The organism is Variovorax sp. LjRoot84, assembly GCF_964254305.1.
Classification (GTDB): domain Bacteria; phylum Pseudomonadota; class Gammaproteobacteria; order Burkholderiales; family Burkholderiaceae_C; genus Variovorax.
On record NZ_CAXUTE020000002.1, the window covers coordinates 216828 to 240387 of the forward strand.

General features: G+C 62.6%; 22 protein-coding genes and 2 pseudogenes. 6 read left to right on the forward strand and 18 right to left on the reverse strand.

What is annotated here, in order from left to right; genetic code table 11:
* Positions 1-8: 8 nt before the first annotated feature.
* The 5 genes and pseudogenes from ACSQ9I_RS31725 to ACSQ9I_RS31745 form a co-directional block, all read right to left on the reverse strand.
* Complete coding sequence (locus ACSQ9I_RS31725) at positions 9-1013, reverse strand: tyrosine-type recombinase/integrase (protein ID WP_436316023.1); 1005 nt, start codon at positions 1011-1013, stop codon at positions 9-11.
* A complete protein-coding gene (locus ACSQ9I_RS31730; protein ID WP_436316025.1) occupies positions 1006-1962 on the reverse strand; it encodes a tyrosine-type recombinase/integrase in 957 nt (318 codons plus the stop codon). Before ACSQ9I_RS31730 ends, ACSQ9I_RS31725 begins: the two co-directional genes overlap by 8 nt.
* The gene (locus ACSQ9I_RS31735; RefSeq protein WP_436316026.1) at positions 1959-3212 is read right to left on the reverse strand and encodes a tyrosine-type recombinase/integrase; all 1254 of its coding nucleotides are present in this window, start codon (positions 3210-3212) and stop codon (positions 1959-1961) included. Before ACSQ9I_RS31735 ends, ACSQ9I_RS31730 begins: the two co-directional genes overlap by 4 nt.
* A 151-nt stretch (positions 3213-3363) precedes the next feature.
* Positions 3364-3477, reverse strand: a pseudogene (locus ACSQ9I_RS31740) (IS66 family transposase); the annotation flags it as partial.
* A 160-nt stretch (positions 3478-3637) separates the two neighbouring features.
* Positions 3638-5170: an amidase gene (locus ACSQ9I_RS31745; RefSeq protein ID WP_436317082.1), complete on the reverse strand. Its 1533-nt coding sequence runs from the start codon at positions 5168-5170 to the stop codon at positions 3638-3640.
* 211 nt (positions 5171-5381) lie between these two features.
* On the opposite strand from ACSQ9I_RS31745, the gene ACSQ9I_RS31750 reads away from it, so the two are divergent.
* The gene (locus tag ACSQ9I_RS31750; protein WP_436311868.1) at positions 5382-6494 is read left to right on the forward strand and encodes an IS5 family transposase; all 1113 of its coding nucleotides are present in this window, start codon (positions 5382-5384) and stop codon (positions 6492-6494) included.
* 209 nt (positions 6495-6703) lie between these two features.
* Here ACSQ9I_RS31750 and ACSQ9I_RS31755 read toward each other — a convergent pair whose 3' ends face one another.
* Positions 6704-7696, reverse strand: a complete 993-nt coding sequence (locus ACSQ9I_RS31755) for a Bug family tripartite tricarboxylate transporter substrate binding protein (protein WP_436316027.1) — start codon at positions 7694-7696, stop codon at positions 6704-6706.
* Between the two features lie 243 nt (positions 7697-7939).
* The gene (locus tag ACSQ9I_RS31760) at positions 7940-9409 is read right to left on the reverse strand and encodes a PLP-dependent aminotransferase family protein (RefSeq protein WP_436316028.1); all 1470 of its coding nucleotides are present in this window, start codon (positions 9407-9409) and stop codon (positions 7940-7942) included.
* 302 nt (positions 9410-9711) lie between these two features.
* Between ACSQ9I_RS31760 and ACSQ9I_RS31765 the strand changes: the two genes are divergently transcribed.
* Positions 9712-10314 carry a pyridoxamine 5'-phosphate oxidase family protein gene (locus ACSQ9I_RS31765; RefSeq protein ID WP_436316030.1) on the forward strand — a complete coding sequence of 201 codons (603 nt, stop codon included), beginning with the start codon at positions 9712-9714 and terminating at the stop codon, positions 10312-10314.
* A 46-nt stretch (positions 10315-10360) separates the two neighbouring features.
* Positions 10361-10627, forward strand: coding sequence for a M81 family metallopeptidase (locus tag ACSQ9I_RS31770; protein WP_436317083.1), 267 nt, complete (start codon positions 10361-10363; stop codon positions 10625-10627).
* Positions 10628-10956: 329 nt separating this feature from the next.
* Here the strand turns inward: ACSQ9I_RS31770 and ACSQ9I_RS31775 are convergent, their stop codons facing one another.
* The 4 genes from ACSQ9I_RS31775 to ACSQ9I_RS31790 all read right to left on the reverse strand — a co-directional run bounded on the left by ACSQ9I_RS31775 (position 10957) and on the right by ACSQ9I_RS31790 (position 14348).
* Positions 10957-11388 (reverse strand): DoxX family protein, encoded by a 432-nt coding sequence (locus ACSQ9I_RS31775; RefSeq protein WP_436316031.1) that lies wholly within the window; start codon positions 11386-11388, stop codon positions 10957-10959.
* Between the two features lie 587 nt (positions 11389-11975).
* On the reverse strand, positions 11976-13001 hold the full coding sequence (locus tag ACSQ9I_RS31780) for an IS30 family transposase (RefSeq protein WP_436295365.1): 1026 nt from the start codon (positions 12999-13001) through the stop codon (positions 11976-11978).
* A gap of 498 nt (positions 13002-13499) precedes the next feature.
* Entirely contained in the window at positions 13500-13889 is a 390-nt protein-coding gene (locus tag ACSQ9I_RS31785) for a limonene-1,2-epoxide hydrolase family protein (protein WP_436316032.1), read from the reverse strand.
* 108 nt (positions 13890-13997) lie between these two features.
* Positions 13998-14348, reverse strand: coding sequence for a DUF6788 family protein (locus ACSQ9I_RS31790; protein WP_436316033.1), 351 nt, complete (start codon positions 14346-14348; stop codon positions 13998-14000).
* A gap of 54 nt (positions 14349-14402) precedes the next feature.
* On the opposite strand from ACSQ9I_RS31790, the gene ACSQ9I_RS31795 reads away from it, so the two are divergent.
* Positions 14403-16121 (forward strand): IS1634 family transposase, encoded by a 1719-nt coding sequence (locus ACSQ9I_RS31795; RefSeq protein WP_436316034.1) that lies wholly within the window; start codon positions 14403-14405, stop codon positions 16119-16121.
* A 323-nt stretch (positions 16122-16444) separates the two neighbouring features.
* Here ACSQ9I_RS31795 and ACSQ9I_RS31800 read toward each other — a convergent pair whose 3' ends face one another.
* Genes ACSQ9I_RS31800 through ACSQ9I_RS31810 form a run of 3 tightly spaced genes read right to left on the reverse strand, consistent with a single transcriptional unit; the run spans position 16445 to position 18125 of the window.
* On the reverse strand, positions 16445-17122 hold the full coding sequence (locus ACSQ9I_RS31800; RefSeq protein WP_436316035.1) for a VOC family protein: 678 nt from the start codon (positions 17120-17122) through the stop codon (positions 16445-16447).
* A gap of 13 nt (positions 17123-17135) precedes the next feature.
* On the reverse strand, positions 17136-17777 hold the full coding sequence (locus tag ACSQ9I_RS31805; protein ID WP_436316036.1) for a VOC family protein: 642 nt from the start codon (positions 17775-17777) through the stop codon (positions 17136-17138).
* A 24-nt stretch (positions 17778-17801) separates the two neighbouring features.
* On the reverse strand, positions 17802-18125 hold the full coding sequence (locus tag ACSQ9I_RS31810; RefSeq protein ID WP_436316037.1) for a 2Fe-2S iron-sulfur cluster-binding protein: 324 nt from the start codon (positions 18123-18125) through the stop codon (positions 17802-17804).
* Between the two features lie 223 nt (positions 18126-18348).
* On the opposite strand from ACSQ9I_RS31810, the pseudogene ACSQ9I_RS31815 reads away from it, so the two are divergent.
* Positions 18349-19514: pseudogene (locus tag ACSQ9I_RS31815) on the forward strand (CaiB/BaiF CoA transferase family protein).
* The gene (locus tag ACSQ9I_RS31820; RefSeq protein WP_436316038.1) at positions 19511-20431 is read left to right on the forward strand and encodes a hydroxymethylglutaryl-CoA lyase; all 921 of its coding nucleotides are present in this window, start codon (positions 19511-19513) and stop codon (positions 20429-20431) included. The pseudogene ACSQ9I_RS31815 and the gene ACSQ9I_RS31820 overlap by 4 nt, the downstream one beginning before the upstream one ends.
* A 20-nt stretch (positions 20432-20451) precedes the next feature.
* Here the strand turns inward: ACSQ9I_RS31820 and ACSQ9I_RS31825 are convergent, their stop codons facing one another.
* The 4 genes from ACSQ9I_RS31825 to ACSQ9I_RS31840 are packed head-to-tail and all read right to left on the reverse strand — an operon-like array spanning position 20452 to position 23532.
* A complete protein-coding gene (locus ACSQ9I_RS31825; RefSeq protein WP_436316039.1) occupies positions 20452-20766 on the reverse strand; it encodes a DUF1330 domain-containing protein in 315 nt (104 codons plus the stop codon).
* Entirely contained in the window at positions 20763-21593 is an 831-nt protein-coding gene (locus tag ACSQ9I_RS31830; RefSeq protein WP_436316040.1) for a 2-keto-4-pentenoate hydratase, read from the reverse strand. Before ACSQ9I_RS31830 ends, ACSQ9I_RS31825 begins: the two co-directional genes overlap by 4 nt.
* On the reverse strand, positions 21593-22543 hold the full coding sequence (locus tag ACSQ9I_RS31835) for a quinone oxidoreductase family protein (RefSeq protein ID WP_436316041.1): 951 nt from the start codon (positions 22541-22543) through the stop codon (positions 21593-21595). The genes ACSQ9I_RS31830 and ACSQ9I_RS31835 overlap by 1 nt, the downstream gene beginning before the upstream one ends.
* Positions 22544-22563: 20 nt before the next feature.
* Positions 22564-23532 (reverse strand): Bug family tripartite tricarboxylate transporter substrate binding protein, encoded by a 969-nt coding sequence (locus ACSQ9I_RS31840; RefSeq protein ID WP_436316042.1) that lies wholly within the window; start codon positions 23530-23532, stop codon positions 22564-22566.
* Positions 23533-23560: the final 28 nt, after the last annotated feature.

Here is a 23560-nt window from a genome sequence, read left to right on the forward strand (position 1 = left end):
TCGCATGATCACAGCGACTGCAGGAACTGCATCAATCCCTTCGGCGGCCGGTATCGAGCCAGCTTGGCCTCTGGCGGCTTCAGCCGAGCAAGAGTTCGCTCCTTCATTGCGAGGTCGGCCTCGACGTACATGTGGGTCGTTGACGGGCTCTCGTGCCCGAGCCACAGAGCGATGTCGGTGGCATTGGTTCCCGCCTGCAGCAAACCCATTGCGGTCGAATGTCGAACCAGGTGAGGCGATACCGCCAGCTTGCCGAGTTCCGGGTGCGCAGCGGAGGCCGCGACGACGGCGCGCTTGAGCCGCTGCGCGACGTTGGCCCGCGTCATCGGTTCGCCGTCACGCCGCGGCAGCAGCGCGGAGCGTGCCTCGAGTTGCGGGTTCAGACGCAGCCAATCACGCACCTCACGGGAGGTTGTCTTCCACAACGGCAGCGAGCGCTGCTTGCGCCCCTTGCCCTGCAGACGGACGCATGAGGTCGAGCCGAGGGTCACGTCTGCGACCCTTATGCCAATCATCTCCGACACCCTGGCGCCGGTGTTGAACATCAGCGTGAGCAGCAGGTGATCGCGTTGACCCAGCCAGGTCGCGGTTGGAACGTCGATCACCGCCAGCATCTGCTCGCGCGTCAGGAATCCCACCATCTTGCGATCGAAGCGCTTCATCGGCACCGCCAGCGCCTGTTCGATGACGCTCAGGTTGACGATGTCACGCCGGGCGGCGAACTTCAAGAACGAACGCAGCGCTGCCAAGCGGATGTTGCGGCTGCGCGGCGAGTTGCCCCGGTCACGCTCCAGGTGGTCGAGGAAGCTCGCGATGAACTTCGGTTGGAGGTCCGACAGCTCAACGGCAGCGGCCGGCTTGCCCAGGGTCTGTTCCGCAAAGCGCAGTAGCAGCACGAAGCTGTCTCGGTAGGAGGCGACTGTTTGCGGGCTGAGCGACCGCTGCCGCGTCATGTAATCGGTGAAGAATTCCTGCACTAGCGACGCGAAAGAGGGCGAGATCAGCTTACCCACGGCCAGCCCCCTGCAGCACAAAGCGCTCAAACCGCGCCCCCACCAACTGCATCAACTCAGGCGTGCCGGTGAGGTACCAATACGTGTCGGAGATCCTGGTGTGGCCCATGTAGGTGCATAGCCAGAACATCGCGTGGTCGATCGACACACCATCCTCATGCCACCGTTGAACGCGCCGGACCACCATGGAGTGGCGTATGTCATGAATGCGCGGCCGGGCATGGTCGCCGCGGGCGCGCCATCCGAGTTGATCGCGAAGCCGGGCGAACGCCTTGTGGACTCCGCTCGACGACAACGCGCGGCCCGACGGGCCGGCGAAGACCGGCGAGTCGCTCGCGCGGCCGACGAATCGCTGACGCGCACGAAGGTATTCGGACAAGGCCTGCACGGCACTGGGATGCAGGGGCAAGCAGCGCGACTTGTGGAACTTCGTCTGGCGCACCGTGACCGTGGCGCCCGACAGATCAATGTCCGCGACTTGCAACTTCAAGGCCTCGGAGATTCTGAGCCCGGTCGCGGCGATGAGCCCGAATAGCGTCTTGTATGTCAAGGGGCGCAAGCCGTTCTGCGGCGTCATGCGGCCGGCCACTTCCAGCAGATCGACGATCTCCTGTTCGGTATAGATGTGAGGAGCCAGCCGTCGATGTCCGCGGCCGAGAATGAACGGCGGTGGCACCTCGGTGGCGGGCTCGAACTGGCGGTGGTGGGCTGCAAAGGGTCGGACGATCTCGAGTCGGCGCGCAGCCGTGACGGGGCTGGTTCGTGCAACGTGTTCGCGAGCCCAGTCCAATTGCAGCTCAAGCGTCAGAGGCCCTTGATGCCCCCTCGCGTCTGCGAAGCGAGCGAATCGCATCAGCTCGGTGCTCGGGCTCTTCAGCGCGAATCCCAGCCGTCGCCGTTCTTCGAGGTAGCGCTGTACGGCGGTCTGCATCGTATGCCCGGTGTTCATGCCGCGCTCCCTGGCCAAGGCATCGCCACTGCGGCCAGCCGCCCGACGTCGACCTTGGCGTAGATCATCGACGTGTCGAGCGCACGGTGGCGCAGCATGTCGGCCACCTCCTTGAGTGTGCCGCCGGTCTCCAGCAGCCTACGCGCCAGCGTGTGGCGCAGGATGTGGACGCGGGTGTACGGCAGGCCGCAGCGCAGGTACGCCTGCCGCACCGTGTTGCGAACCACATCTGGACGGATCGGCTCCTCTAGCGGCGCCACGTGACGAACGAACACGCATCGGTTGACGGTTGTGGGTCGCTCCGAACGCAGGTATACCGCAATGGCACCCCCCGTGGTCTGCGGCAGGGGCATCACGTCCACACGGCGCGACTTGCCCTTCCAGATGCGCAGCGTGCCGGCTTCCCAGTCGATGTCGTCGAGCTCCAGGCTGACGACTTCGCGCTCGCGTAGGCCGAGATCGACTAGGCAGCGCACCATGGCGTAGCCGCGCAAGTGCGACGGCAGATCCGGCGGAAAGGCGTCCAGCAGTCGCGTGACCTCGCTCAGCGATAGCGTCTGCGGCAGTGGCGCCAGCCTCCAATGGGCCGGCGGCGCGATGACGGGCAGCAGATGATCGACGCGAGCCCCGCTGAGCGCCATGAAGCGCAGGTAGCCGCGCAGCGCGCCCGCAAGCGAGCCAGCACTGGCGGGACTGACGCGTGAGAGTTCCCGCGCGATGAATCGACGCAGTTCATCGGCGCTCGGTGTGGTCGTCGCGTCGGAGTCGGCGTCACCGGCTATGCAGAATCGCAGCAGAGACCGGACGACGCTCAGCCGTCGAACTCGCGTGGTCTCCGCCAGGCCCCTTGCCTGATGCATGTGGGTGTCGAAGCGCTCAAGCTGGTCCTCGACCGCGTCGGGGCGGCGACTGCCGATCAGAGCGTCGGCATCGTCCAGCATGATCAGCAACTGGCGAAGGGCGGCGCGAACCTGATGACGGCAGCGCTGCACCGGCGATGGGCAGGTGCAGCGCGGTAGGTGTTCTTCAATGAAGCGCTGAACGATCTCATCGGCATAGTCTCGGACGCCAACGCGGCAGCGGTGTGTCCAGCGCGCGAAGTGCGCTACGCCATACACGTACTGGCGCACCGTGTTGACTGCGTAGTGGCGGTCTACCAAACGACGCACGTAAGCAGATACGAACGGGGCGAGATCGCTGTCGCGAAGCCAAGCGGCTGGCAGCGGATGAATGGACTCGAACGCAAACATGGAGGTCTCCTGAAGTGGGGTTGCCACAGCAGGAGACGCCCGCTCTTATGAGAAGTCCAGACCTCGCTCGCACCTCCGCAAATCTTGCCACGCCTCGTCGTGCGCAAGATGAACGACGACGAGTTCGCATAAGACCGCAGTTCGCATTATTTCTTCCGAGCGCCCATGGGCGGATCAGATTCCAGCGATGATTGTTGTCCACGTTCACCTCGCCATCGAGCAGATTGCGCGTCAGCGCCTCCCAAGCGTTCAAGCTGTAGTTCAGGGCCTTGGCCGGCGTGCCCCGGAAGGCTGAAGCGAACTGAGCTCAGGAAGAGCTCGCCGTGCATTCTGTCAACAGTGCACGAGCAATCAACTTCGATGGAAGGTCGCTCGCGGTGAATATGAAGGGCGAGAGAGCGTGTCGGCCAATATCGCTCGCGATGTCACACAACAGCCGAAGACCCTGCAGCACCATTTGGCACGTGTCGATAGCGATCAGCCGGCGGCGCCGTCACAATCGAGTCCAGCGCAGGCACTGCTCTGCGGGTTGAAGAAATGGTTGGCCTAGGGCGCGTCAGTGAAGGATGTCGTTCGAACTCACACTCCAGGGCATGAGCTGTCGACAGCAGACGCAAATCATCGCGGAAGCCTCCGACCACCTGCAAACCGAACGGCATCTCATACTCGTCGACGCCACAAGGCAAACTAATCGCAGGATGCGTGGTTAGCGTTATCAAATAGGTCAATGCCAGCCAACGGTAATAGTTTTCCTGAGGCTTGCCATCAATCACATCCGCGTAAAGCTGCGTCCACGGAAATGGCGACACAGGCGTTGTGGGCGACAAAATTATGTCGTACCTATCGAACAGGCCTTGAAAGGTCTTGATGATCTTGGTCTGTTCGGAATGCGCCCACGCCGATTCAAGCAAGCTCATGCGCATGCCCATCTCGTAATTGGTACGCGGGTTAGGCCCAAGACTGTCTGGGTCGCGCTCATAAGCAGCGCAGGTTCCGGCTACGAATGCTTCAGCCCGCAAAACGTCGAAGCAGCGATGGACATCTCCCAAACTCACTGAAACTTCCTCGCATTCGGCAACCATTCCACGCATCTTGGAGACTCGATCACGCATAGTGCGCCTGATAGCGGGATCGACATCACAGATTCCGAAGTCCTCCGTCCAGCCGACACGTAGCTCGGATAAATCGAGCGCCCGAGGGTTTAGAAAAGAAACGGCATCTGCAGGATAGCTAAGGGGATCACCTGCGAAATGTCCCGCAGTAGCGGCGAGTTGCAAACACGCTTCTGCGACTGTCCTTCCCATCGGTCCTGCCACAGAAATGGGAGACCAACCAAGTAACTTTCTTGCGTTGGGGACCAAGCCTGGGGAAGGCCGAAAACCGACGACCCCACAGCAGGCCGCCGGGATACGCAGTGACCCGCCGGTGTCTGATCCCGTACAAATCGGCAGCATATCAAGGGCGAGAGCTGCTGCTGAGCCGCCCGATGATCCACCTGCATTGAGGTTCGGATTGAAAGGGTTCCCGGTTGCGCCCCACACTGGATTCCTGGTGTTCGCGCCTGCGCCCATCTCTGGAACGTTTGTTTTTCCCACCAGAATGGCGCCCGCATCCCGCAAGCGACGAACCAACTCCACATCATGGGCCGGCACGTTGTCTCGAAGACTTGGAGTGCCCATGGTGGACAACACGCCTGCGGTGTCCTCCAGGTCCTTCACAGCGAAGGGAAGGCCATGCAAGAGGCCCAAGGAAGCACCTCGCATGACAGCGCTTTCCGCAAGACGTGCTTCCTCGCGAGCCCGATCGAAGCATGTCGCCGTGATGGCATTGACAAGCGGATTTGTAGCTTCGATCCGTGCGATGCACGCTTCTAGCAACTCAACTGGGGAGAGTTGACGAGTACCGATCAGCCGCCTCAATTCAGCAGCGGGTATCTCCACGATGGCAGAGTAGTTCATCTTACGTTCTTGGCTTGTCGAAAAAAGCAATGCTTGAATGTTTAAAAAAAGCAGCTTTGAGTGAGGGCTTGAGAGGCGTGTCACCGGATAACGCATGCGATAGGGACGCCTCTAGCAGGGTGCTGAAATACCTCTCCCGCCGGTCGGCGTGTGACGGCCCTCAAGCGTTGGAAGTTGATCCCCCGACAGTTGCAAGACAAGACCCCAGACGATGCGCGGAGCCGACACCTTCACCGAGAGCTTGTTCACGATGCGCCGCCTGGAGGACTTCGTACCCGCGAATCATCCTCTGCGCCCGATCCGCGCGATGGTCAATGAAGCGCTGCTCAAGATGGACAACCTATTCGCCGGCATGTATGAGGCCGACATCAAGGGCGGGCGTCCCAGCATCGCACCAGAGAAGCTGCTGCGCGCGATGCTCTTGCAGATCTTCTTCAGCGTCCGCTCGGAGCGTCAACTCATGGAGCAGACCCAGTACAACCTCTTGTATCGCTGGTTCATTGGCTTGGCCATGGACGATGCGGTCTGGGTGCCCAGCGTCTTCACCAAGAACCGCGAACGGCTGATCGCGCACGACGCGATCATCGAACTGTTCAACCACATCGTCGAAACCGCGGATCGCAAGGGCTGGCTGTCGGGCGAGCACTTCAGCGTCGATGGCACCCTTATTCAGGCGTGGGCCAGCCACAGGAGCTTTGTGCGCAAGGACGGCGGCGACGATGATGCGGGCAACAACACAACGGGTAGCACCAGCTTCAAAGGCCAGAGCCGCAGCAACGACACTCACGCCTCGCGCACCGATGGCGATGCGCGTCTGTACCGCAAGGGCAAGACCGCCAGCGAGTTGCGCTACATGGGTCATACCCTATCGGACAACCGCCATGGCCTGATCGCCAACGCGATGGTCACACAGGCTGACGGCTTTGCCGAGCGCGAAGCGGCCAAGGTCATGATCAAGGATGCCCGTCAAGCGGCCGCGAGTCCGGATACCGAGGTCACACTCGGTGCAGACAAGGGCTACGACGCGCAGGAGTTCGTCCAGGCATGTCAGGACATGGGCGTGATACCGCACGTAGCCCAGAACACTTCGGGGCGGCGCTCCGCGGTGCCCGATGCCATCGCTGCGAGCGAAGGCTATGCGCTGTCACAGCGCAAACGAAAACTCATCGAGCAGGGCTTCGGCTGGGCCAAGACGGTGGGCGGAATTCGTCAGGTGATGGTGCGTGGACTCAAGCGCGTGGACCACCTGTTCGTGCTGACGATGACGGCCTACAACTTGACGCGCATGCGTTCGCTGGGACAAATCCGTCCGCAGGGGCTCTGAGGCAACCAGAGGCGCGCAAAACATCCTCAAATCAGAGAAAACGGCTCGCAAAACCCTGCCTGACGCACCATGTGAAAAGCGAACCCTCGGCCGGCAGGGAGGACTCGCTTTGAAGGGGAGTATTTCCGCACCCTGCTAGGGAACGTGCACCTATGCTGTAGTCAAGGTCGCACGTTAAGAGCTTGAATCGGCGATGTACTGGACGTTCTTCAGTCCATCGTGATGTTTGCGCGCTTGCCAACTTCCGTGTAGGTCTGTGTCTCAGAATTCGCTCTTGCAGCGAAGGCTGCACTGCCACTGAAGGCTGGTTCTACTCCCACGGCGAGTAGTTTTTCCGTGACGTCAGGTAGCGTCAGAACGGCAGCCAGTTCTCGCGAAATCAGATCGAGTACAGCCTGTGGTGTGCCGCTGGGGGCCGCCACACCATACCAAGCGTCGAGGGTCGCCTTGGGGTATTTCAGCTCAGCCATGGTGGGCACGTCGGGTAGTGCGGTGGCGCGAGACGAGCCTACAACTGCCAGCGGGTGAAGGCGGCCAGACTTGATGTGTGGCCCGACAGATGCGATGGTGTCGAAAGTGATGCTGACCTCGCCGCTGAGCGCTGCCAGTACCGCCGGGGCGCTGCCCTTGTAGGGCACAGGCATAAGATTCACGCTGGCTTCGTGCGAAAAAAGCTCCCCTGCCAAATGCGACACCGAGCCAGGACCGAAGGTCGCGTAGGTCAAGACCCCTGCCTTACTCTTCGCGAGGGCAACTAGATCGGCCACTGACTTCACGGGGGTGGCTGGACCCGCGGCCAGCACCAGCGGCGTTCGCCCCACCACTGCGATGGGCACCAGATCCTTCTTTGCGTCATACGGCAGTTGCGGCTTCAGGGCGGGCAGCACACTGAAGGTGCTCGAGCCTGAAACCAGCAGCGTATAGCCGTCGGGGGAGGCCTTGGCAACTGCGGCTGCGCCAATCACAGTGCTTGCGCCGGGCCGGTTGTCGACAATTACCGGCTGTCCCAGCCGGAACTGCAGTTTTTCAGCGAGCGTCCGCGCCAACACATCCGTGGCGCCGCCAGCTGGAAATGGCACTACCAGCCTTATCGGCTTGGTAGGCCATGTTTGGGCAAGCGCAGGTAGGGCGCACATGCTCATGGCGATGAGTGGGCTCAGCACCGCGAGGCGACGGATAGGAGAAATAGTTTTCGAGTGCATTGGCGGCCTATGAAAATTGTTTCAGCCCAAGAGCATCGCGCGCGAGGCAGGGGGGCGAAAGGGCCACTTGCCGATCGCGACAATGGTCCATTGGGACAAGTTGCTTCAAGTGCAAAGGAGAGCTGCAGAACACGCAGCGCGATTGCCGTTGATCGGGCATGAGGCAAGAATCCCACGCCCGACGCGTTGTGTTGAGCTTCGCAGGTGACGCCGCGCTTGGCCGCGGTGTCGGGTTTGGGGGGGCTAGACGGTTTGGAGCAGACCGCGGATCACCGAGAGCAGGCGTCGGATTGGCTCGTCAAAGTCCTCGGGCCGAATGGCACCGTAACCGAAGACCAGGCCGCTCCTTCGGTTGTCTGTGATGTAGAGGGATGAGAGTGGAACGACGTAAATTCCGGCATTGCTGGCCCGCTCAGCAATCTCGGTGTCCTCGATCCTGCCCAGGGTTTCGTCGAAGACCGTGATCAGAAAGAGCCCGGCCGGCTCCTGGGGAGGTATGCGCAGAAAAGGCAAGTGGCTAGCGATCGCATCGACCAGCGCTGCGCGTCGCTGCGAGTACAGCTTGGACATGAGCCTGACATGACGATAGAACATTCCCGTTTCGATGAACTGCGCGACCGCGCGTTGCGACACCATGGTGGCCGGCCCGGTCATGGCGAGTTTCATCTTGGTGAACGCCTGAATAACGCGCTTGGGGACGATTACGTAGCCGAGCCGAAGCGAGGGCAGGAGCGTTTTCGAGAAGGTGCCGATGTATATGACGTTGGCTCCGGGGTCAATGCTAAGGATGGAGGGCAGGGGCCTGCCTGCATAGCGGAACTCGCTGTCATAGTCATCTTCCACGATCCAGCAGCCGTTGTCGCGCGCCCAGTTCAGGATCTCGACCCTGCGCTGTAGCGAGGTCGTCACACCCAGCGGGTACTGATGGGAGGGCGCAATGCACAGCATCTTCGCCTTGCGGTGCTCTCCGGTTGCTTCGGAGATGACCAGTCCATTCTCGTCCACCGGCAGTGGCAGCAGCATAACGCCCGCGGCGGCCAATGCGGATTTTGTGCCGGGGTAGCCGGGTTCCTCGACGATGGCCGCGTCTCCCGAGTTCATCAGAACGTTGGCGGCGAGTTCCGTGCCTTCCCGGTTCCCGGAAACCATGATGACCTGATCGGCATCGACCTTGATGCCTCGCGCGCTGCCCACGTACTCCGCGATGTGCTGGCGCAGCGGCCAGTAGCCGCCAGCGTCGCTGTTCATCGAACCCATCCCCTCGACAGACCACTCCTGTGCGGCCAGCTTCGACCAGGCAGAAAAGGGGAACTCCTTCACCGCCGGCAAACCCGGTGTGAAGGCAGGAAGCCAGGTCACCGCGACGCCCTGATGGCTCGCCGCCATCAGCGCTCGCTGCGACACGCCGAGCATCAGAATCGATGCGGGTGCCGGCGCGACTGCAAGGGACCTCGCCATTAGCAACTCATCGGGCAACTGGTCGCTCACTCGGGTGCCAGAACCGCTCTTGCAGTTGACGTACCCTTCGGCTTGCAAGCGCTCGAAGACAGCAGCCACGGTGTTGCGGGCGACACCGAGCTCGGTCGAGAGCAAACGCGTAGAAGGCAGACGAACGCCAGGCGATAGCTGGCCGCTGAGGATCATCGATTGCAGATGCGCATAGAGCTGGTCTTGAATGCTGCCTTCGTTGTCGCGCGAGATGCTCGCGTTCAACACGATGCCGCCGGCGCTTCTGGATCTGTTGGGGGAGCCTTGCATTGATGCTATGGAGTCGTCAGTCGCGATTAGAAGGCGTGCAACGAGGCTGCGTCAATGTTGTATCTATTCTGCATCGAAGCGGGCCCATCCGAATCCCCTCAAGTGGCTCTATAGCGAGGTGCGCCGTTGCAGACAATTGGCATTTCTATGAGACAACTGCCATGACTGTCACAGCAACCACCCCCGAGAACTATCCGACCACCGAGAGGACGCGAATCAGGCGTCTGCATGAGCGAGGCTCACACGGCCGAGAGGACGTGCACCGCATCCTCGACGAGGCTCCCTTGTGCCACGTAGGCTACGTCATTGATGGGAACCCCTACGTGACGCCCACTCTCCATTGGCGCGTAGGGGATCGGGTCTACTGGCACGGCTCCTCCGCCAGCCGCTTCCTGCGCAAGGCGCTGGGCACGCAAGTCTGCATCACATGCAGTTTCATGGACGGCTATGTGCTTTCCAGGTCGGCCTTCTTTCACTCTGCGCGCTATCGCTCGGCGATGGTGTTCGGGAAAGCGCAGATGGTAGAAGGCGATGATCACAAGATGGAGGCGCTGCACGACTTCATTGAAAACCTTTTCCCGGGTCGCTGGGATAGCCTGAGGCCTATGCAGCCTCAGGAATTGAAGGCGACCACCATTCTCTACGTGGATATCGAGGAGGCTACCGCCAAGGTTCGGGAAGGGTTCCCGAATGACCCGGACGATGCTCAGCATCCCGTGTGGGCCGGCGCCATTCCAATTGTGCAGAAGACGGTTGAGCCGGTGAATGCCCCTGATTTGATCCCGGGCCTTGAAGTGCCTGACTACGTCGCCGCTCTCGTGCGGTCGGGCGGTCTCCGGACGCCTCCTCGCGCCGAGTAAGTTGCTGTTCCACGATTCTTCGCAAGCAGGAGGGGCTGCCTTGAAGGTGTTCACCGCCAGTTTCATGCATGAAACGCACAGCTTCAGTCCAGTTCCAGCAGATTTGGACTCGTTTCGTCGCACCGGCTACCACGTGGGTGACGAGATACCACGCTACTTCCGGGGAACGCGGACCGAACTGGGCGCGGTGCTTGTGCTCGCTGAGCGGTATGGCTGGGACCTCGTCCATCCGATCTCTGGGCATTCTCGAGACCAGCGTCAACGCCGGTTTCGACTGCAACTCGAGGCCGCGGAGGACGCATCCACCACCTGACGGCCATCGCTGATCGTGGTCGATAAGGTCGTGGAGGGGCTGATGCGGCTGCGAACGTGCCTGAATCTGGTCCAGCTCCTGTCTCAAATTTCGAGGGACGAACGCGAGCCGCAGCGCGAGTCTTACGATTCGATCCTGCACTAGCAGAGTTGATGAGTCGCTAGCGCAATAAGCGATCCCGGCTAGCGGAATTTGCAATCCTCAACACCGTCACCGCGACGAACGCTGCTGGAGTCGTCGCCTCGTTGGTGACCGCCTCAACGTCGGCAAGCGACACGGCGTCTCACGGCTCATCGCGCAAATCCCTGAGGCTTGAGCCCGGTGGTATTTCAAACGTTCGGAACGGGCTTGCGCTGAGCAAACGCGGCAATGTGCAGCAGCCCGCCAATGATGCCGAGCACCTTAATGAAATGGTTCACCTGATTGTTGACTTGGGCCGGATCGGCGTTCCAGAACTGGTGGCCAATCAGCCCAGCGCCGATGGTGAACAGCGCCATTGCCAACGCGACCGCACGGGTTCGCCAGCCCAGAATGAGTAGCACCGCACCACATATCTCGATGATGACCACGCCTACCAGCGTAATCTCAGGAAAGGGCAGACCAAGTTTGCCGAATGCCGCCGCAGTGGCACCCCAGGCCAGCACCTTTCGGATGCCCGCAATAAAGAATAACGCCGCCATTAGAAGGCGGCCGCCGAACTCCAGCGCGGGTGCGTAAGCGAAGCGATTTCCGCTGTCAGCGGTCAATGGGAAAGCATTCATGCCAGTTGTGTCCTTGTGATGCGCCACCGAGCGCCGATAACTCGTCAGAATGTCATTTGCAACCACGGAGATGAGTCACGCAGTGTTCGCTGAAGAAAGCTTTCGGATGAAGCCGAGGGCGCTGCTAGGGAAATCCGCGTTCCTCGGAGAAGACAGACGTGTCCCCCGGTGAAACCCTGCTGGCGCAATGGAGCTGCGCATTGGAAGCCGGGATGCCAGGCTCCGAACTTCACGACGCTCTGCATGTTGCTATCTCGTTGTTAGAGGGTCCCATGCTCGTCTAAATTTCTCCGCACGTATGTCCCCTTGTGGGGGACGGCGGAGCAGCAAGAGACACTCGGTTCAGTTGGCGTCCCGCCGAACACCGGACTTCTAACGATGCAGTACCTTTGCCTGCCGCACCCGAAGGGCGCATGAGAGGCAGTAAGGGCCGAAAGTTGGCAGGCCGTTGAAACAGCGCGTGCGCTACCGTTGCAATTCGGTCCGTTGAGGTCACGCGGTCTTCTGAACGGTTCGGAGAGTGACCGTGTCCCTGAACACGGCCTTTTTCGAGGGCGGTTTCAAGTCTGGAGCGCAACAGGGTTGCGTCAGTGGATTGACGCTGGCGGTTGATGGGCCGAGGCGAGCGTTCTTGCGAACACTTCCAGGGGCGAGTGCCACGCGTGAGTGGCGCGAGGGCGGTTGTTCATGCTGTCGGCGATCGCGTCGAGTTCGTCTTGGCTGAACAGGCTCAGGTCGGTGCCCTTGGGCAGGTACTGGCGCAACAGCCCGTTGGTGTTCTCGCAGGTGCCACGCTGCCACGGACTGTGCGGGTCGCAAAAGTAGACCTTCACGCCGGTCTGCGCTGCCAGGTCAGCATGACGCGACATCTCCTTGCCCTGGTCGTAGGTCAGGCTCTGGCGCAGCGGCTCGGCAATCGAATTCAGCTTTGCAGAGAAGCCCGCGAGCGCCGAGGCGGCCGTGGCGTCGTCCATCTTGGCAAGGAGCACCAGACGGCTGGTGCGCTCAACCAGCACGCCCACCGAGGACTGGTTGCCAGCGCCCTTGATGAAGTCGCCTTCCCAGTGACCTGGCATGACGCGGTCGTCCACCTCGGGCGGGCGCACGTGAATGCTGACCATGTCCGGGATCTGGCCGCGGCGATCGTCGCCTCGGGTGCGCGGCATGCGAGTGCTGCGCCCGCGGCGCAGACAGGCAATGAGCTGACGTCGAAGCTCGCCGCGTGGCTGGGCGTAGATGGCGTTGTAGATGGTCTCGTGGGACACGTGGCGCTCGGGCTCGTTGGGGAATACGCGCTTCAGGGTACCCGCGATCTGCTGGGGTGACCACCTCCAGTCCAGCAGGGTCAGTACCACGCCCCAACCAACACCTTGCATGTCGAGCTTGCGTGTCGGACGAGCGGCCTGGCGCCGCCCCTGGCTGCTCACCTGCGCCGAGTGCGAGGTGTAGGGCAACTCGGCCAGCGTGTTGCGCCCCAACTCCCGGCTGATGGTGGACGCCGAGCGCCCGAGCATGCGGGCCATGGCCCGCATGCTCGAACCCTGTTGACGCATGCTCGCCATCGTCATCCGGTCCTCGGGTTGAAGCTGCTGGTACCTTGTTCGTTCATTCATGTGCACACCTTATGCGATGAGGTGTTGCACTTCAGAGTTGAGGCCGCCGAGCTTCACGGAGCCATTCCTACGCTCCCGTCGCCCATCAGGCGCATTGCGGGCGCAGCTGGGCCAAGGTACGCAGCCGCGTGTGGTTGTAGGCCGCCCACATCAGTGTCACCACGTGATCGCAAGACGAAGCGGAAAGCCTCGTATGGCATACCGCCGTGATCGCGATTGGTGCCGGTACCGTCATCGCCATCGCTCTGGGGCCGGCGCTCTGTCGCGGATTGGGCGGGACGGGCGCGTCTTTGCAGCAGGTGCTTCAGTACTCGAACATTCTCTTTGGCGGCGCAGTCTGTTCCGGCTTTCGGCGTTGCTGCAAGCGGCTCTGCGAGGCGCCGGCGACGCCAGGACGCCAGCACTGATCATGCTCCGCGCCGGGCTCATCATTTCTCAGATCCCGATCGATGTGCGAGGGAGAAAGCTCCAACGCAAGCGGCAAATTTTGGTTTGGGCCTAGCGCTTGATCAGGCTGACTTGACGTTCGAAGTCGGTCGGGTCGAAATAGTCACGCCACACGGTGATCATTCCATTCTCGATGGTGAGCGTGCCCATGACCGGCAGCGTGATCGTGCCGCCGTTGGTGTGAAAGAAGACGTCGACGCGTTCGCTCAGCACGATGTTGCCAGACACCGCAATATTGACGACTCTGAACTCGGCTCTGAAATCCTTGCCGAATCCGAAATCAACATGGAATTGACGCACCCCGTCGCGACCGACAATGTTCGGGAACGGCACGTTGTCGTAGAGAACGTCGTCGGCGAGCATGGCAAGACCATCCTCCATGCGATCGGCGGTCCAGTGCGCGAAGAAAGTTCCGGCGATTTCAATCGGAGTACGGGACATTGGTAGTCTCCTTTTTGGGGTGAATGGTGGACGCTTCAGCGACGGGACTCACATTCCGCACATGTTGCGACGCAATAACTCGCAATTACCGGGACGTTTGGGGCCCGGTCAAGGCGCGGGTGGTTGCACGGCGTCGATGAGGCGTTCGGTGTTCTCCTCCCAGTCGCGCAGCATCCTCTTGACCTGACGATAGTTGTCGATCGCCTGGCTCAGGATCTGCGCCTGCTGTTCGCTGACGTAGCGGGCGGTCGGCTTGCCCGCGCGTGTGCGCACCCATTGGTAGTACGGGCCGTGGCGCGCCGCCGGATCGGTGGCGCAGCCGCAGTTGGGCTTGCCGCACTTCATCATGCGCTGGCTCAGCGTGCCCGAACACAGCAGCTCGAATTCACCCAGCGAGGCGCGGATGCCCTGGATGCGTTCGCGCGCGCGTTGCACGCTGCGCTTGGAGGGGATGGTCATGCGCTGCCTGATCTTGATTTGTTTCAATCTTACATATATTATGATGTAAGAAGGATGGCACTTCAACCTCCGCTCTCACCCTCCGCGCTGGGCGTGCTCGCCGAGCGGATGGGTCCCTTACCCTTGGTCAATCACTTCCTGTCGCGCATGGGTCTGCTCGAATTGCTCGAGCACCACGTCCCCACCGCCGACGGCCGCAGCACTGTCTCCCATGCGCAGGCGCTGGGCGTGTTGCTGCGCTCGATCATCGTCGAGCGCGAACCGATCTACCGCCAGCAGGAGAGCGCCAGCGGGTTCGCCGCCGGCCTGTTCGGCGTCGATGCCGCGCAGGCCACCCGACTCAGCGACGATCGCATCGGCCGCGCGCTGGATCGGCTGTTCGACGCCGATCGCGCCGCGCTGCTCACCGGCGTCGTGCTGGCCGTCGCGCAGCGCTTCGGCGTGCGCATGGAGCAGTTGCACAACGACTCGACGTCGGTCTCTCTGTGCGGTCAGTACCGCCAGGCCAGTGGCCGCGGCGTGCGTGGGCGCAGTGCGCCGGCCATAGCCTTCGGTTACTCGAAGGACCATCGCCCCGATCTGAAGCAGCTGCTGTTCATCCTCACCACCGCCGCCGACGGCGGCGTGCCGGTGCAGTTCCGCTGCGCCAGTGGCAACACCACCGACGTGCGCACCCATATCGAGACCTGGAACACGCTGCGCGAGCTGGCCGGGCGCGCCGACTTCCTGTATGTCGCCGACTCGAAGCTTTGCTCGTACGACAACATGCAGCACATCGCGCGCGCCGGCGGGCGCTTCGTGACGGTCATGCCGCGCTCGCGTCAGGAGGATGCGCAGTTCCGCAAATGGATCCAGACCGGCTCGCCGCCCTGGGAGCTGGTGTGGGACCGGCCCAATGCGCGCGAGGCCGACGGTCCGCGGGATCTGTGGTGCGTCTTCAAGCCCGAACTGCCCTCGGCGGAGCTGTACACCATCGTGTGGGTGTGGAGCACGCTGCTGACCCTGCACCAGACCCATCGCCGCCAGAAGCACCTGGCGGCGGCCATCGAACAGCTGAGCGATCTCAAGCGACGCTTGGCCGCTGCCCGCGCCCGGCTGCGCGGCGCCGCGCAGATCGACCTGCAGGTCGCGCAGATCCTGGAGCGCTACAAGGTCGCCCGCTATGTGAAGGTCTCGCGCGTGGTGCGCGAGGAGCACAGCTTCAAGCAGTCACGCCGCGGACGCCCGGGCCCGGACACCGCCTACCGCAAGATCACCCGCCGGCGCTTCGACATCGAATGGACGCTGGACACGCATGCCATCGCCTACGACCAGAAGAGCGACGGTATGTACCCGTTGCTTTGCAACGACCCCAGCCTCTCGCCCGCCCAGGTGCTCACCGCCCACAAGGGTCAGCCATGCATCGAGAAGCGCTTCGAGCAGCTGAAGTCGGTGCACGAGATCGCACCCGTGTTCCTGAAGAACGAGGCGCGCATCGAGGCGCTGTTCACCCTGTACTTCCTGGCCCTGCTGGTGCAGGCGCTCATCGAGCGCGAGTTGCGCCAGGGCATGCAGGCGGCCAACATCGATCAGCTCCCCCTCTATCCCGAGGCCCGGGCCTGTCGGCGGCCCACCACCGAACACATCCTGCGGCTGTTCAGCCTCGCCGAGCGCGTGTCGGTGTTGGCCCATGGCGAGGTCATTCGCGTCTTCCCGCCAGAACTCACCGAGCTGCAGCGCCGAATCCTCGGCTTGCTGGGAGTGCCCGCCTCAGCCTATCTCGACAAGCCCTGAAGCCGCCTTCCGCTACGACGGAAATTCGGGTTTATTGACAGATTCGATGTGCGGAATGTGAGACGGGAGCAACGTGCGACGGATGAGATCCTTCATCGTCAGCGGCGCACCGAACTGCTGAGCCCGGCCGTCCCTCTCGCGTGCGGGGGCGAGCACGGCATGCAAACTCGTTCGACCTCGCCGCAACTGGAAAGCTGTTTGCGATGGATCTGGTCGCTTACGGGCCGGGTTCGACATCGGCAGCGTGTCGAAGACGCGGAAGCGCTCCGACCACGTGTCGCGGTGGCGCTTCGAAGGCGACCAGGCTTCGCTTCGAGCGAAGGCTATGCCGACACCGCGTGTCCCGCGCTTCCGGTCTCACGCTCATAGCGCCTCCGTACTTCCACGCAAAGGTCGGTCATCGCCTGCACGACGTCGCGACCCTCTTCAATCGCCTTTTTCTTGGTGTTGGCCCACAGGTCAAGATCGGCCTTTGCCTTGGCGTCGTGGCGGTTCCAGTTCTTGTCCAGCGGGGTCGTGATCTCCATGCGAAGACCGGCTGGGTCCGTGAAGTAGATGCTGAGGATCAAGCCCTTGTGGTCGGTAGGTCCCTGAACGTCAAGGCCGTTGGACTTCAGCCATTCGTACCACCTCATGACTTCACTTCGATCCGCAGCCTGCAGCGCTACGTGGGTGAAAACATCGTAGGCGATATGCGAGGACTTCGCCGGCGGCGGTACGCCCGGCGCTTCGAAGAATGCCAGGGTCGAGCCGTCCGCCATTCGGAAGAAGAGGTGAAAGTAGGGAATCTTCAGGCCGGTAGACGGACTGGTGTCTTCGATCACCGTGCTGACCAGATCCATTCCCATGATCCGGGTGTAGAACTCGGCGGTTGCCGCGGCGTCGGGGGTCACCCACGCCGCATGATTGAGCATCATCGGCGTCAGGCCGGGATTGGGACGCGCAGACACACTCAGTGAGAGGTCGGGTCGCTTCGGAAGAGCGCCAATCGTGTCGGTCATATCAGATCTGGAGTTAGGCCTTCGCCTCGTAGCGCCTACGCACGTCCTTGATCATCTCGACGAGGGCCCTGGGCACATCTTTTCCTTCGGCCTTGGCCTTGGCCTTGCAGTCTTCCCAAAGCTTCAGGTCGGCGTAGCCCTTCTCGGTGTGGCGGTTCCACTCTACGTCGAGGGGTGTCGTTATCTCCAGGCGGACCCCCGCAGGGTCGTGGAAGTAGATCGACAAAATCAGGCCCTTGTGGTCGGTCGGGCCGATGACCTCCACCCCTTGCGATTTCAACCACTCATACCAGCGCAGTACCTCCGCACGGTCCTTCGCTTGCAGGGCAATGTGTTGGAAGAGGTCATACGCAGGATGGCTGGCCTTCGCTGGTGGCGGCACGCCGGGCGCTTCGAAAAAGGCCAGGGTCGAGCCGTCTTGCATGCGGAAGAAGATATGGAAGTAGGGAATGTCATCGCCGGTGGATGGGATGCTGTCGTCGAGGACCGTACTCGCTAGCTCCATTCCCATGATGCGCGTGTAGAAGTCAGTCGTCGCGGCCGCATCGGGCGTCACCCATGCAGCATGATTCAACATCATCGGCGTCAGGCCGGGATTGGGCGTCAGGGCCGCAGGGGGCTTGGCACCGATTGATTCGGGCGCTGTGGTTTGCATGGTGATTCTCCGGTTGATTGCGGTTCAAACTTGGGGGTCGGCAATGCGGACATGGATCCCGTCAAGCCTGTCGCTCATCACGATCTGACAGGACAGACGGCTGTTCGCCTCGCGCGGCGCTGCCGTGAAGTCCAACATCTGGCTCTCAGTGTCGTCGGGCGCAGGCAGCAACGCGGCGAACGCCGCGTCCACGATGACATGACAGGTGGCGCAGCTCATTGCGCCGCCGCAGTCGCCGACGATGCCTTCGATGCCATGGGCGGCGGCGCCCAGCATGAGGTTCTGGCCAACGGGCACTTCAACCTCTTTGTGCTCGCCGGTGGGATGGGTGTAGATGACGCGGGGCATGGGTTGAATGTCCCTGACGTGCGTTGTGGTGTCAGTCCCCTCTGCGGGGACGTTTCGGCCCTGCGCTTGCGCTCGCTGGGTCTGTTGCAATGAGCGCGCCCCCGTCGGGGGGACTGACGCTGAGGCGGCGAGCACCTACATTGGCTCTGAAGCGCAACCACGATTGACTGCCTTGTCCCCAACTCCTCTTACTACCCCGCTAACAGGCCTCAGAGTCCTCGAAATGGGCCAGCTCATTGCTGGGCCATTCGCAGCCAAGACATTGGCTGACTTTGGCGCCGAAGTGATCAAGATCGAACCACCTGGTGCGGGTGATCCGCTTCGCAAGTGGCGCCTGCTTAAAGACGGCACCTCTGTCTGGTGGCAAGTTCAATCGCGCAACAAACGCTCCGTCGCACTGGATCTGAAGGTTGCCGCCGCTCAGGAGATCGTGCGCAAGCTCGCGCGCGAGGCCGACGTGCTGATCGAAAACTTTCGCCCCGGTGCGCTGGAAGGTTGGGGTCTGGGCCCGGAACTGCTCCTGGAGATCAACCCAAGGCTGGTCATCCTGCGGGTCAGCGGCTATGGACAGACCGGTCCTTACCGCGACCGTCCGGGCTTTGGCGTGGTCGCGGAGGCGATGGGCGGGCTGCGCCACTTGACGGCCGAACCCGGACGTGTTCCGGTTCGGGTCGGCATTCACTCGGGGACACGCTCGCTGCACTGCATGGCGTGATCGGCATCCTGATCGCCCTGCAGGAGCGTCAGCAATCGGGTCGCGGCCAGGTGATCGATGTCGCGTTGTACGAGGCGGTTTTCAACTGCATGGAAAGCCTTGTGCCGGAATACAGTGCGTTCGGCGCCGTTCGCGGTGCTGCGGGAAGCGCACTCCCGGGGATCGCGCCCAGCAATGCCTACCTGTGCAGCGACGGCGGATACGCGCTCATCGCGGGCAACGGCGACAGCATTTTCAAGCGGTTGATGGCCGTCATCGAGCGACCCGACCTCGCCAGGGATGCGGAGCTTGCCGACAACGCCGGGCGCGTCAAACGGGTCGCTGAGCTTGATTCCGCGATCGGTGCCTGGACCGCCACGCGTTCAGTGACGGAGGTGCTGAAGGCCCTGGACGAGGCCTCCGTGCCCGCCGGGAAGATCTATACGGTGGCCGACATTGCCGCCGACCCCCACTACAGCGCGCGCGGCATGCTTGAAACGCTGCGGATGGAGGACGGCTCTGAACTGGCGGTACCCGGCATCGTGCCGAAGCTCTCGCGCACACCCGGCCAGCACCGCCGGCCAGCGCCCGGCATCGGCCAGGACACCGACGCGGTGCTGGCGGAGATCGGCCTCACGCCTAGGCAAATCGCCGAACTGAAGCAGCGCGGCGTCATCGCAGGAGGAAAGTCATGAAGCGAATCTTCTTCAATGAGGTTGTGACCCGTGACGGCTTCCAGATGGAGCCCGAGTTCGTCTCCACGGACGCCAAGATCGCCCTGATCGACGAGCTTTCCGCTTGCGGGTACGCGAAGATCGAGGCGACATCCTTCACTTCCGCCAAGGCGATCCCGATGCTTCGGGACGCCGAAGAGGTCATGGGTCGAATCCGGCGCGTTCCGGGTGTCGACTACGCCGTGCTCGTGCCCAACCTACGCGGCGCCGAGCGCGCGCTCGAATCGCGGGCCGACGAACTGAACCTGGTGATGTCCGCGTCCGAGTCGCACAACCAGGCCAACCTGCGCATGAGCCGCGCGCAGAGTTTCTCCGCGTTGACGGAGGTGATCACCGTCGTGAACGGACGTGCCGCCGTGGATGTGTCCATCTCCACGGCATTCGGCTGCCCGATGGAGGGCGACGTACCCGCCGAGGAAGTCATCGGCCTCGCGCAGCGTTTCGCCGATCTAGGCGTGCGCGGCGTGGCGGTCTGCGACACCACCGGCATGGCTCACCCGGCGCAGGTCGCAGCCATGTGCGAGAGCCTGCAGCAGAGGCTGCCTTCAGGACTGCAACTGACCCTGCACTTCCACAACACGCGGGGAATGGGCCTGGCGAACGTCCTGGCCGCGGTGCAAGGTGGCATCGTGCGCTTCGACGGCTCGCTCGGCGAGCTCGGCGGCTGCCCGTACGCGCCCGGCGCAAGCGGCAACATCGCGAGCGAGGACGCGATCCACATGCTGGAGGCGATGGGCTACGACACTGGCATCGACCTGGAACGGCTGCTCGCCGTCGCCCGCAAGCTGCCGGACATCGTCGGCCATGACGTGCCGGCGCAAGTGAGCAAGGCTGGGCCTCTCTGGCAACTGCACCAGGTGGTCTGCCAGCCTGCATGAGGCGGCCGGGGAGCGCAGGACTAGCCGGGCTCCACTCCCAATCCTTCGAAGATGTAGAGATGCGACCGTGCCGAGTCGAAACGGTAGCCGATGACGCCTTGGTAGTCCTCGGAGTGGTAGAACTCTTCGGCACGCTGCGAGGACTCGAATTCCAGCAGGACGACGCGCTTGACGCTCCTGCCACCTTCCTTGACGACCGGAGCGTCGCTCCCGGCCAGGAAGGTGGCACCGTATTTCTTCAGGACGGGGTGCACGCGCGGCATGTACTCGTTGTAGAAGTGCGCTGCGTCGACCACGTCCAGCTCCGCGAACAGGTAGCCCTTGCCTGTTGTCATCGAATTTCTCCTTGTGTTCCGAATATCTGGTCGGTGAAGGTCACCGACACTGTCCCGAGCTGGCCGAAATCGGCGACCACCATGTCCCCTGGGAGAACTTCGAGGGGCACGGTGCATGCTCCAGTGGTCACCACTTGGCCGGAATGCAGTGTGATGCCAAGCGAGGACAGCTCGTTGACGAGCCAGACGAGTGCGTCGATCGGGTTGCCGAGCACGGCCGCGCCGCTGCCCTCACGCGCATAGCTGCGTGACTCCCCGGAGACTTGCCCACGAACGCGGTGTTGCGAAAGATCGATGGCCCACCAGTCGTGCGGCGACGCATCGCCCAGGATGAAATCGTGGGCGCACGCGTTGTCCGCGAGGAGTTGCGCGTCTCCCACGGCGGTGAAGTCGGCAAAGCGCGAGTCCGGCACCTCGATCGCCGGATGCAGGCTAGCAGTTGCTGCCAGCACTTCGGCGGCGGAATAGGGCGGTCTCCTCGGAGGGATGTCGCGACGCATCCGGAAGGCGAACTCAGGCTCGGCGACCGCCATGCGGTTTCGCGCGAGCGACAGCCGCGATCCGGAGGCGTGCACGCGCTCGCGCAGCAGACGGCCCGCGATCGGCCCGGCCACGTTGATGTGGCGTTGGCCTGCCGGACTTGTCGCCGCGATCTTCCAGCCAAAGAGCGGGCCCGCCGAACGCGTCTCGATCGCCGCCTGCACTTGGTATCCCTCGGCACGCGTGCGTGGGCGGCAATCATCAGGCAGGGCAGGAATCACCGTTCCCTGCTGCCATTCACTCCAGAGAATCTTGGAGGCCTGCAGAAGCGCCTTCTGCCGATCCATCAGAGCTCCAGCACCAGCTTGCCGAAGTGTTCGCTGCGTCGCATCGTGTCGAGGGCCTCCGCGGCGCGGTCGAAGGCAAACCGGCCGGCGATCGGCACCCGCGGACCGCCATCGGCCAGCATCCGCTGAAGGTCTGCGAGCATGAGCGAATTGAGGGTGCGCACCTGTTCCACGGTGCGGGTGCGGAACGTCACCCCGATGTACTCGAGTCGGCGAAGTGCGTGCAGGTTGAAGTCGAATGCTGCCGTCGCACCACCGAGGCGGCCGACGTTGACAAGACGCCCTTCAAGCGCGGCCGCCGCCATGCACTGGTTGAACGCGGTTCCGGAGACGTTGTCCACGACGATGTCCGCTCCCTTGCCGTTGGTGGCATCCAGCACCTTCCGCGACCATCCTTCGTCGCTGCTGTCAATCCCGACATCGCAGCCGAACTCCGTGAGTTTCCCGCGTCGTTCCGCATTTCCGGAAGTTCCGAGGACAAGGTTGGCGCCAAGCGCCTTGGCGATCTGCATGCCGATCAGCCCCATCGCGGAAGCAGCGCCCTGCATGAGGACAGCGTGGCCGGGACGGAGCCTTCCGCGCGTAACGAGGGCATCGTGCATCGTCTGCAGCCCGAGCATGGCCGACGCCGCTGCCGCCCAGTCGACTTCCGCCTTGGGGATTGGCGCCGCGCGGCCATAGTCCGTCACCACGTATTCAGCGTAGGCGGCGGGCCCGGTGCCCATCACGCGATCACCCACGCTGAGTCCCTGGCATTCGGCGCCGACCTCGACCACCTCGCCGGACCATTCCATGCCGATGATCTGATCGGCGGCATTCGCGAGCGAGTGGAGGTCGATGCGATTGACGCCGATCGCTCGCGTGCGCACGAGGATTTCGGTGGGTTTCGGGATGGGGCGGGGTGTGTCGACGAGCCGAAGCCCATTCGTCGTAGCGATAAAAGATTTCATGAGGGTCCTAGTGTCGGGTTTCAGTCGAGCCGGATGTTCAGTTCCTTGATCAGGGGATGCCAGCGCGCGATCTCTTGCTTCACGAACGTATCGAACTGCTCCGGCGTTGTCGCGAACGGCTCCATCCCCAGATCGGTGAACTTTTTGGAGATCTCGGGACTCATGAGCACTTCGCGGAGATCGGAATTCAGGCGAGCGACGATGTCGGCTGGCGTTCCCTTTGGAGCCGAAAGGCCGATCCAGGGGTATACCTCCACCCCTTCCACCCCCGCCTCAGCGGTGGTCGGCACGTTGGGCAGCTGGAGAATGCGTTTTGGTGCGAGGACCGCCAGCGCTTTGAGCTTGCCGGCATTCACATGCGACAGCGCGACGATCGTATCGATCGGCCCGACAGGCACCTGCCCGCTGAGGATGTCTTGAATTGCGGCGCCCGCACCCTTGTACTGGATCGGCGTAACGGGAAACCCGGCTCGCTGCCTGAGCAGTTCCATCGCCAATTGGTGGATGGTGCCATTACCCGGCGACGCATAGGAAACGCCACCGGGCTGACGCTTGGCGTAGTCAATCAGCCCGCGCAAATCGGAATAGGGAGCCTGCGGGTGCGCCACTATCAAGATGGGCGCGCGGATGATCAACGAAATGGGAGCGAAGTCTGCGACCGGGTTATACGGCAGCTTGGAGAAAAGTGCTCCATTCAACGCGAGCGTCGCGCCGTCGCCGGGTAATAGCGTGTAGCCGTCCGCAGCAGCCTTGGCAACGTAGCTCGCGGCAAGCATGCCACCCGCACCGGGACGGTTCTCGATCACTACAGGCTGGCCGAGTCGCTGCGAGAGGCCCGGTGCCAGATTTCGCATCACCACATCGATGCCACCGCCAGCCGCAAAGCCGACGACGATGGTGATTGGCTTGGACGGATAGGTCTGGGCCCAGGTGGGCTGGATAGCCGCTGCCGCGGCCCCGATGGTGAAGTGCCGCCGAGTGATTTTCATGTTGTCTCCTGTGGGTAAATGGATGGCG

Coding starts and splice junctions, on each gene's coding strand:
- ACSQ9I_RS31730 (WP_436316025.1), bottom strand. CDS start 1,962: ATGAACACCGGGCATACGATGCAGACCGCCGTACAGCGCTACCTCGAA.
- ACSQ9I_RS31735 (WP_436316026.1), bottom strand. CDS start 3,212: ATGTTTGCGTTCGAGTCCATTCATCCGCTGCCAGCCGCTTGGCTTCGC.
- ACSQ9I_RS31745 (WP_436317082.1), bottom strand. CDS start 5,170: ATGAACTACTCTGCCATCGTGGAGATACCCGCTGCTGAATTGAGGCGG.
- ACSQ9I_RS31750 (WP_436311868.1), top strand. CDS start 5,382: ATGCGCGGAGCCGACACCTTCACCGAGAGCTTGTTCACGATGCGCCGC.
- ACSQ9I_RS31755 (WP_436316027.1), bottom strand. CDS start 7,696: ATGCACTCGAAAACTATTTCTCCTATCCGTCGCCTCGCGGTGCTGAGC.
- ACSQ9I_RS31775 (WP_436316031.1), bottom strand. CDS start 11,388: ATGAATGCTTTCCCATTGACCGCTGACAGCGGAAATCGCTTCGCTTAC.
- ACSQ9I_RS31780 (WP_436295365.1), bottom strand. CDS start 13,001: ATGAATGAACGAACAAGGTACCAGCAGCTTCAACCCGAGGACCGGATG.
- ACSQ9I_RS31785 (WP_436316032.1), bottom strand. CDS start 13,889: ATGTCCCGTACTCCGATTGAAATCGCCGGAACTTTCTTCGCGCACTGG.
- ACSQ9I_RS31790 (WP_436316033.1), bottom strand. CDS start 14,348: ATGACCATCCCCTCCAAGCGCAGCGTGCAACGCGCGCGCGAACGCATC.
- ACSQ9I_RS31795 (WP_436316034.1), top strand. CDS start 14,403: ATGGCACTTCAACCTCCGCTCTCACCCTCCGCGCTGGGCGTGCTCGCC.
- ACSQ9I_RS31800 (WP_436316035.1), bottom strand. CDS start 17,122: ATGACCGACACGATTGGCGCTCTTCCGAAGCGACCCGACCTCTCACTG.
- ACSQ9I_RS31805 (WP_436316036.1), bottom strand. CDS start 17,777: ATGCAAACCACAGCGCCCGAATCAATCGGTGCCAAGCCCCCTGCGGCC.
- ACSQ9I_RS31810 (WP_436316037.1), bottom strand. CDS start 18,125: ATGCCCCGCGTCATCTACACCCATCCCACCGGCGAGCACAAAGAGGTT.
- ACSQ9I_RS31820 (WP_436316038.1), top strand. CDS start 19,511: ATGAAGCGAATCTTCTTCAATGAGGTTGTGACCCGTGACGGCTTCCAG.
- ACSQ9I_RS31825 (WP_436316039.1), bottom strand. CDS start 20,766: ATGACAACAGGCAAGGGCTACCTGTTCGCGGAGCTGGACGTGGTCGAC.
- ACSQ9I_RS31830 (WP_436316040.1), bottom strand. CDS start 21,593: ATGGATCGGCAGAAGGCGCTTCTGCAGGCCTCCAAGATTCTCTGGAGT.
- ACSQ9I_RS31835 (WP_436316041.1), bottom strand. CDS start 22,543: ATGAAATCTTTTATCGCTACGACGAATGGGCTTCGGCTCGTCGACACA.
- ACSQ9I_RS31840 (WP_436316042.1), bottom strand. CDS start 23,532: ATGAAAATCACTCGGCGGCACTTCACCATCGGGGCCGCGGCAGCGGCT.